Consider the following 7669-nt stretch of genomic DNA (forward strand, 5'->3'; position numbering starts at 1 on the left):
AGCAAGCCCGAGTGGGCCGGCCAGTACCCGCTGATCACCACCTCCGGCTCGCGCCGCTACAGCTCCTTCCACTCCGAGCACCGCGCCGTGCCGTCGCTGCGCCAGATCGACCCGTGGCCGTGGGTGCAGATCAACCCCGAGACCGCCAAGGCCTACGGCATCACCGACGGCGACTGGTGCGAGGTCTACAACATGTTCGGCGAGGCCCGCTTCAAGGCCGAGATCACGCCCGTCATGAAGCCCGGCATCCTGAACTGCGCGCACGGCTGGTGGTTCCCCGAGCAGGACGGCGAGGAGCCCAACCTGTTCGGCGTCTGGAAGTCCAACTTCAACAGCCTCGTCCCGCACATGAACATCGGCAAGCTTGGCTTCGGCGCCCCGTACAAGGGCGTTATGTGCAACATCAAGCGCGTCCGCAGCCTCGACCAGGACTAACTTGAAAGGAAGTGCACTAAATGGCAGATCAGAAGTACGCACTGCTCGTTGACTACACCTACTTCTCCGGCAACCACGCCGCAGAGATCGCCTGCAAGGAGGAGCTCGGCCTTCCGCTCGACCAGTTCGGCATCAAGGAGGTCCAGGTCGGCCCCTTCAAGAAGGGCGAGGGCAACGACGGCGACGCCTGGGAGTGGTTCTACATCCCCTGCCCGACGTCGATCTTCTCCGAGCACTGGGGAACCAACGGCGACAAGGCCGGCCAGCGCCCGCTGGCGGTCCAGGTCGAGGAGTCCGCGTCCATGTACTACGGCACCCTCGAGGACATGATCGCCAAGATGGCGGAGTTCGACCGCCCGATGGTTCTGTTCCAGCTGTAAGCTGACGTGGTAACATTGTCGTGGCCGCCGGCTCTCGCGGCGGGCGGCCACGACATCGCGTTCGACACTAACAAGGAGGAAATATGACCCGCGACGAATTCCTCGCGCTTGACGCCGCCGAGGCCGCCGAGAAGCTCAACGCTCTTCTGGCTGACGGCAAGGACAAGGCCGGCGCCATGGCCGAGTTCGGCATCGCCCAGGCTGACCTCATGAAGGCCCAGATCTTCTTCGTGAAGGACAAGTTCATCGCCCGCGCTTGGGGCGGCTACACCTCCACGAAGCGCACCGGCAACGAGGCCGGCGACACCGGCATCGGCGTCGGCAACAGCGACCCGTCCAAGGGCTATCAGGGCGTGTAAGCTCGCAAGAGTTTTCGCTGTCTGGAAGGCTCGTCCCAACCCCGGGGCGGGCCTTCTTTGTAGCATCTGCAACGAGTCCCCTCAGGCAAGCACCCTCGCGCCAGGACGTTTGCCTGAAGGAAGGAAAGCGACAGAAGGAGGGCATTTTCATGTCTACTGAAGACGAGATCCGCGCGGAGGTCGAGGAGCTGGGCCGGCTGGAGCCCGCGCAGGAGGACATCCTGTACAACATCTCGCTCAAGCAGGACGAGCTGGGCCGCCAGGCCACCAACCTGCTTTTGAGCAAGGTGGAGGGCAGCCCCGTCTACCAGCCGATGATCGACCGCGAGTACCTCACCTACGAGGTGTTCAACCACGGCTCCAAGCACGAGATCGCGAGCCTGTACGTGACGCTCAAGGGCCTGCGCTACTGCATCATGTACGCCGACGAGCTCTCGCGCCGCCGCAAGCTCAACCCCGCCGGCGCGCCCTGGGGCGAGTAGGGGAGGGGCTGGCATAGCCGTCTCGAGGCCCGCCTGAGCTGCTGCTCGGGCGGGCCTTCTTTGCGCACGGGCGCCGCCTGCTGCGCGCCCGACCGGCGAGTTCGCGTATAATAGGGGCATTATGGACGTGATGTGGGGAAGTACCAGCAAGATCGATGGACAGCATGGAAGCATGGGCGTTTCTTACGCAGTTGACCTCAGCAAGCTCGACGCGTGCTTCGGGGGGTTCACTCCCATGGCGCTGAGCGACGGAATCGCCTCGAAGGAGCAGATGGCCGAGGCTGAGCGGCGCCTCAAGGCACGGCGCGCCTCCCTCGAGCGTGCGGCGGCCATCGAGGCGGCACGTGCCTCTGACGAGCGCACGTGGGTTGACGACGAGGGCAGCACGTGGCGCTACGTGGTGCTCGACGGCGCCGAGGTGCGCGTCGAGAAGTGCGAGGCGCGCGCTTCCCGCCTGCGCATACCTGGGCAGATCGAGGGCAAGCCGGTGGTCGCGCTCGCACCCGACGCCTGCGCGTACCTGCCGGACGTCGAAGAGGTGACCTGCCCCGACACCGTCATGCTCATGGGGTTCTGCGCGTTCCGCGGATGCCGGCGGCTCAGGCGCGCCGTCCTGCCGAAGGGGCTCGCGACGTTCGACTCCGACTGGTTCCGCGGCTGCGCGAACCTCGAGCACCTGACGCTTCCCAACGGCCTGGCCAAGCTCGACGCGAGCCTCTTCGACCTGGAGGGCCTGCGCGTGCTCGTGGTGGGCTCGGGCGCCGGCGAGGTGGCCCCCGGCGCGTTCGCGAAGAGCAAGCTCACGTCGATCGAGGTGAGCGCCGACAACCCCTTCCTCGCAACCGACGGGCGGGCGCTCTACAGCCGCGACGGCAGCGTGCTCGTGGCGCTCGCGGTGCCGGGGCGCGACTACGCGGTGCGCGCCGGCTGCCGCATGATCGCCAAGAAGGGCCTGAGCCACTTCGCGTGCCTCGAGCACGTGGAGGTGCCCGACAGCCTCGAGGTGCTCGGCCCGTTCGCCTACGCGCGCACGGGCGTCTCCGCGTTCGAGGCCCCGGCGGCGCTCAAGCACATCGGCGAGAAGGCGTTCTTCGGTTGCGTGCAGCTTGAGCGCGTGCGCCTGCGCGAGGGCCTGCTCTCCATCGACGACGACGCGTTCACGCGCACGCGCCTGCGCGAGCTGCGCGTTCCCGCGTCGGTGGAGGAGCTCGGGCATCCGCTTGCCGCGTACTGCGACCTCACCTACGCAGGTCCCGACGCCACGTTCTCCATCGCCGAGGGCTCGGCGCACCTCGAGCTCGACGAGGCGGGCTGTCTGTACCACCGCGGCGAGGAGGGCCTGCGCCTGCTGCGCATGATGGACCCGGAGGTGGAGCGCTACGCGGTGAAGCCCGGCACCGTGAGCATCGGCGAGGGGGCCTTCGCCATGCACGGGAAGCTGCGCGCGGTCGTGCTGCCCGAGGGGCTCGTGGAGATCGGCGACGCGGCGTTCAAGTCGTGCCGCGCGCTCTGCGAGGTGAACGTCCCCGCGAGCGTGCGCCGCATCGGCGACGAGGCGCTCCTCGAGACGGTCATCACGCGCCTCGAGATCCCGGCGGGGCTCGAGGACGTCGGGCTCAACGCGCTCGTGACCTACGGCGCGCACCACGGCAACGTCGACCCGTCGCTGCGCGAGGTGACGGTGCGCGCGGGCAACGCGCGGTTCTACACGCTCCCCGGCCTCCTGCTCGAGCGCAAGCCGGGCGGGCGTGCGCGCGTGCTCCTGTGCACGGGCGCGGAGCGCGTCGTGCGCGTGCCCGGGGAGGTCGACGAGATCGCGCCGTACGCGTTCAACGCCGTCCGCGGGCTGGAGGAGATCCACCTGTCGGACCGCATCCAGGACGTGGGCATCCGCGGGCTGGCCGTGGGCGACCTGGTGGGGCTCATCCGCATCGACCTGGCGCAGCCCGTCGAGGGGCACGCGTTCTTCGAGTGGCGCTTCCCGCAGACCGACCGCGGGGCGCAGCAGCAGATGCTCGCCCTGAGCGTGCCGCGCTTCGTGAACCCCGAGATGCTCTTCGAGCACTACGACAACGCGATCGTGAACGCGAACAGCTTCGACCACCAGAGCGACGCGGGCCTCGGCGTGTACGACCAGGCCGTGCTCATCATGGCGCGCCTCGCCGACCCGGTGTACCTGAGCGCGGTGAACCGCAGCCTGTGCGAGCGCGCCCTGCGCGACAACATCGAGGACGTCTGCGTGGAGATCGCGAAGCACGACGACAAGCGCGCGATCGACTCCCTGCTTGACCTGGGATACCTCAACGGCGACAACCTCTACCGCGTGATCGACCGCGTCGGCGCGCTGCAGGACGCCTCCATGACGGGGTATCTGCTCGAGGTCAAGCGCACCCGCTTCGGGCAAGACGCGTTCGACTTCGACCTGTAGGAGGAAGCGATGCCGGCTGTTCCCGAGATGCCTGACGCCAAGCTCGCCCGACGCGAGCGCGAGGACGCCCTGGGCAAAGACATCATCGACGAGTGCCGCGTGCAGCTCATGCTCAAGTTCCGCTTCCTCGACCTGGCGCTGTGGCGCATGGACCTCGAGCCGATGCGCGTGGGCGCGGCCTACCCGCTGGCGACCGACGCCAGGCGCGTGATCTTCGACCCGCCACGCGTGATCGGGCGCTTCCAGCTCTCGTTCGACGAGCTGGTGCGCGACTACCTGCACCTGGTGATGCACTGCATCTTCCGCCACCCGTTCAACGAGGACCACGACAACCGCGAGGCGTGGAACCTGACGTGCGACATCATCGTGGAGAGCGCGGTGATGGACCTGTGCGGCAGCCGCTTCGAGAGCGAGGGGGACGCCGAGCGCCGCCAGGCTGTGAGCGAGATCAGGATGCTCGTGGGCAACCTGCTGCCGGGGAAGGTGTACGCGCTGGTCAAGAGCATGGTGCTCACCCCCGAGGGGCAGCAGTACCGGGGTTTGGGCCGCAGCGCGCTCAACGCGTGGCACGACCTGTTCGAGCGCGACGACCACGGCGCGTGGCCGGCCAACAACGACGCGCGCGCTCAGGGCGACGACGCGCGCGAGGACGCGGCGGAGGAGATGTCCGAGGACGACGAGAACCCGGACGTGACCGCCGACATGCTGCGCACGGACTCGCCGGGCGAGAGCACGCCCGAGGACGCCGACGCGCCGCATGACGCGAGCGCGGGCGAGGAGGAGGCCCGGGCGGCGGGCGCCGACGACGCCGCCGAGGAGGAGGCCGACGCGGGCGCGGACGCCGACGACGCGAGCCCGGAGGAGCCCGAGGACCCCGAGGACGCCGATGACGTCGGGGACGACCGCCCCGAGGGCGCGCGCGACGAGCATGACCCGCGCGACGCCGAACGTGACGCCGAGCGCGAGGAGAAGGAGTGGGAGGACATCTCCAAGCAGATCGAGATGAACCTCGAGACGTTCTCGAAGGAGTGGGGCGACGCGGCCGGCAGCCTGATGGCGAACTTGGCCCTGGCCAACCGCAAGCGGCACAGCTACACCGACTTCCTGCGCCGGTTCATGGTGCACGCCGAGGAGATGCAGCTGAACATGGACGAGTTCGACTACATCTACTACGCCTACGGGATGGAGCTGTACGGCAACATGCCGCTCGTGGAGCCGCTCGAGTACCAGGAGACCGAGCGCGTGCGCGACTTCGCCATCGTGATCGACACCTCGGAGTCCGTGAGCGGCGAGCTGGTGAAGAAGTTCCTGCGCCACACGTTCGACGTGCTCAAGAGCTCGGAGAGCTATGCGAGCGAGGTGAACATCCACGTCATCCAATGCGACGCGAAGGTGCAGGCGGACACGCGCCTCAAGAGCCTGCGCGACGTGGACCGGATGATGGAGCGATTCCAGGTGCGCGGATTCGGCGGCACGGACTTCCGCCCCGCGTTCGACTACGTGGAGATGCTGCGCCGCCGCGGCGAGCTCTCCGACATGAGGGGGCTCATCTACTACACCGACGGCCTGGGCACGTTCCCGGAGAAGACGCCCGACTACGACGTGGCGTTCGTGTTCATGGACGACGAGGAGCGGATGCTGCCGCCCGTGCCGCCGTGGGCCATGAAGGTCGTGGTGGACGAGAACGGGATCGACATGCTCCGCCCGTCTTGACGAGGCGGACGAGGCGCAGGGGCCCGCGCGGGCCTTGGCTGGCAGGGCCGATGGGGCCGACAGGGCTTGCGAGGCTGACGAGGTTGCTTTTCCAAGCGACGGGAAGGACAGGCTGAGATGAACATAACGTCTGCGAAGCAGCAGATCAAGGACACGGTCGAGGCGTACCTGAGGAAGGACGACGCCGGGATGTACCTGATCGCGCCGGCGCACCAGCGCCCGGTGTTCCTGCTCGGCGCGCCGGGCATCGGCAAGACGGCCATCATGGAGCAGGTGGCGCGCGAGCTGGAGATCGGCATCGTGGCGTACTCGATGACGCACCACACGCGCCAGAGCGCGCTCGGCCTGCCGCGCATCGAGCACCGCGAGTTCGAGGGCTTCGAGTACGAGGCGTCGGAGTACACGATGAGCGAGATCGTGGCGGCCATCTACGCCTACATGGAGCGCACGGGGCTGCGCCAGGGCATCCTGTTCCTCGACGAGATCAACTGCGTGTCCGAGACGCTCTACCCCTCGATGCTCCAGTTCCTCCAGTTCAAGGTGTTCGGCAAGCACAAGGTGCCCGACGGCTGGGTGGTGGTGTGCGCGGGCAACCCGCCCGAGTACAACCGCAGCGTGCACGAGTTCGACATCGTGACGCTCGACCGCCTGCGCGAGATCGACGTGGAGCCCGACTACGCGGCGTGGAAGGGCTACGCCACGGCGTGCGGCCTGCACCCGGCGGTGACCACCTTCCTCGAGACGAAGAAGGAGTGCTTCTACAAGGTCGAGAGCAAGCCGGGCGGCGGCAAGGCGTTCGTGACGGCGCGCGGCTGGGAGGACCTCGCGCGCGTCATCGCGCTGTACGAGGAGATGGGCAAGCCGGTGAACCGCGAGCTCGTGGCGCAGTTCCTGCGCGACGACGCGATCGCCGACGCGTTTGCGGTGTACTACGCGCTGTTCGAGAAGTACCGCTCCGACTACCAGGTGGACACCATCCTGGCGGGCGAGGCGAGCGACGCCATCAGGGCGCGCGCGAAGGAGGCCGAGTTCGACGAGCGCGTGGCGCTCATCAGCCTCATGCTCGACGTGCTGGCGCGCGCCTGCGCCGACGTGCTCGAGCAGGAGGGCGTGGTGGTCCAGCTGCGCGACGTGCTGCGCGTGGCGAAGGGCGAGCTCCTGTCCGGCGCCGCGGTCGCCGACGCGCTCGGCACGCGCGTGGCGGAGCGCGAGCGCGCGCTGGCGCGCAAGGTGGGCTCGGGCGTGGCAGCCGGCTCCTACGTGCGCCGGGAGCGCCTGGTCATCCGCCTGCTGAAGGACTTCATGGGACGTTGCGCGCTCGAGAAGGCCGAGGCGGGCGAGGCGGCCTTCCGCGTCGTCGAGGCGGCGTACAAGGCCGAGGTGGCGAAGATCAAGCCGGCCGCCGCGGCGGCGAGCGAGAAGATGGACCACGCGTTCGACTTCGTGGACGCGTGCTTCTCGAGCCGCGAGATGCTCGTGTTCATCGCCGAGCTGGCCACGCGCCAGCCCACCACGCAGTTCGTGGCGCACTACGGCAACGACAAGTACTACGCGCACAACCAGGAGCTCCAGGTTGACGCGGCGCGCATGGGCCTCGCCGAGCGCGCGAGCATGCTCGAGGACCTGAGCGAGAACATCAAGGCTGCGGAAGAGGCCGTCGGCGCGGGCGTGAGCGCGCGCGATACCGGCTCGGCCGCGGCGGCGGGGCTGTCCGTGGGCAGGCGCGAGGAGCGCTCGTCGGTGGGAGACGCGGCTGACGTGGCCGGGCGTGCGGCTGACGCGTGCAGCGGCGCGCACGTGGCGGTGCAGGAGACGCGCGCCGCGGCGGCCCGCGCGGCGGATGCCGGCGCTGGGGCGGCTGGGGCTGGGGCT

Annotated in this window: 7 protein-coding genes; all 7 read left to right on the forward strand. The window is 68.6% G+C overall.

Annotated features, from left to right (window positions below; all coding sequences use genetic code 11):
- A partial coding sequence (locus HRL41_RS11265; RefSeq protein WP_305792298.1) for a molybdopterin dinucleotide binding domain-containing protein occupies window positions 1–435 on the forward strand: 435 nt, incomplete at its 5' end.
- Between the two features lie 20 nt (window positions 436–455).
- Window positions 456–815: an oxidoreductase gene (locus HRL41_RS11270; RefSeq protein ID WP_172137107.1), complete on the forward strand. Its 360-nt coding sequence runs from the start codon at window positions 456–458 to the stop codon at window positions 813–815.
- A gap of 83 nt (window positions 816–898) precedes the next feature.
- Window positions 899–1174, forward strand: a complete 276-nt coding sequence (locus tag HRL41_RS11275; RefSeq protein WP_165056837.1) for a hypothetical protein — start codon at window positions 899–901, stop codon at window positions 1172–1174.
- A gap of 149 nt (window positions 1175–1323) precedes the next feature.
- The gene (locus HRL41_RS11280) at window positions 1324–1656 is read left to right on the forward strand and encodes a hypothetical protein (RefSeq protein WP_165173985.1); all 333 of its coding nucleotides are present in this window, start codon (window positions 1324–1326) and stop codon (window positions 1654–1656) included.
- Window positions 1657–1828: 172 nt separating this feature from the next.
- On the forward strand, window positions 1829–4084 hold the full coding sequence (locus tag HRL41_RS11285) for a leucine-rich repeat domain-containing protein (RefSeq protein ID WP_172137108.1): 2256 nt from the start codon (window positions 1829–1831) through the stop codon (window positions 4082–4084).
- 9 nt (window positions 4085–4093) lie between these two features.
- Window positions 4094–5797, forward strand: a complete 1704-nt coding sequence (locus HRL41_RS11290; protein ID WP_172137109.1) for a VWA-like domain-containing protein — start codon at window positions 4094–4096, stop codon at window positions 5795–5797.
- A 117-nt stretch (window positions 5798–5914) separates the two neighbouring features.
- A partial coding sequence (locus tag HRL41_RS11295; protein ID WP_172137110.1) for an ATP-binding protein occupies window positions 5915–7669 on the forward strand: 1755 nt, incomplete at its 3' end.

The sequence above is a fragment of the Adlercreutzia sp. ZJ473 genome (genome assembly GCF_013185065.1).
Lineage (GTDB): Bacteria > Actinomycetota > Coriobacteriia > Coriobacteriales > Eggerthellaceae > CAAEEV01.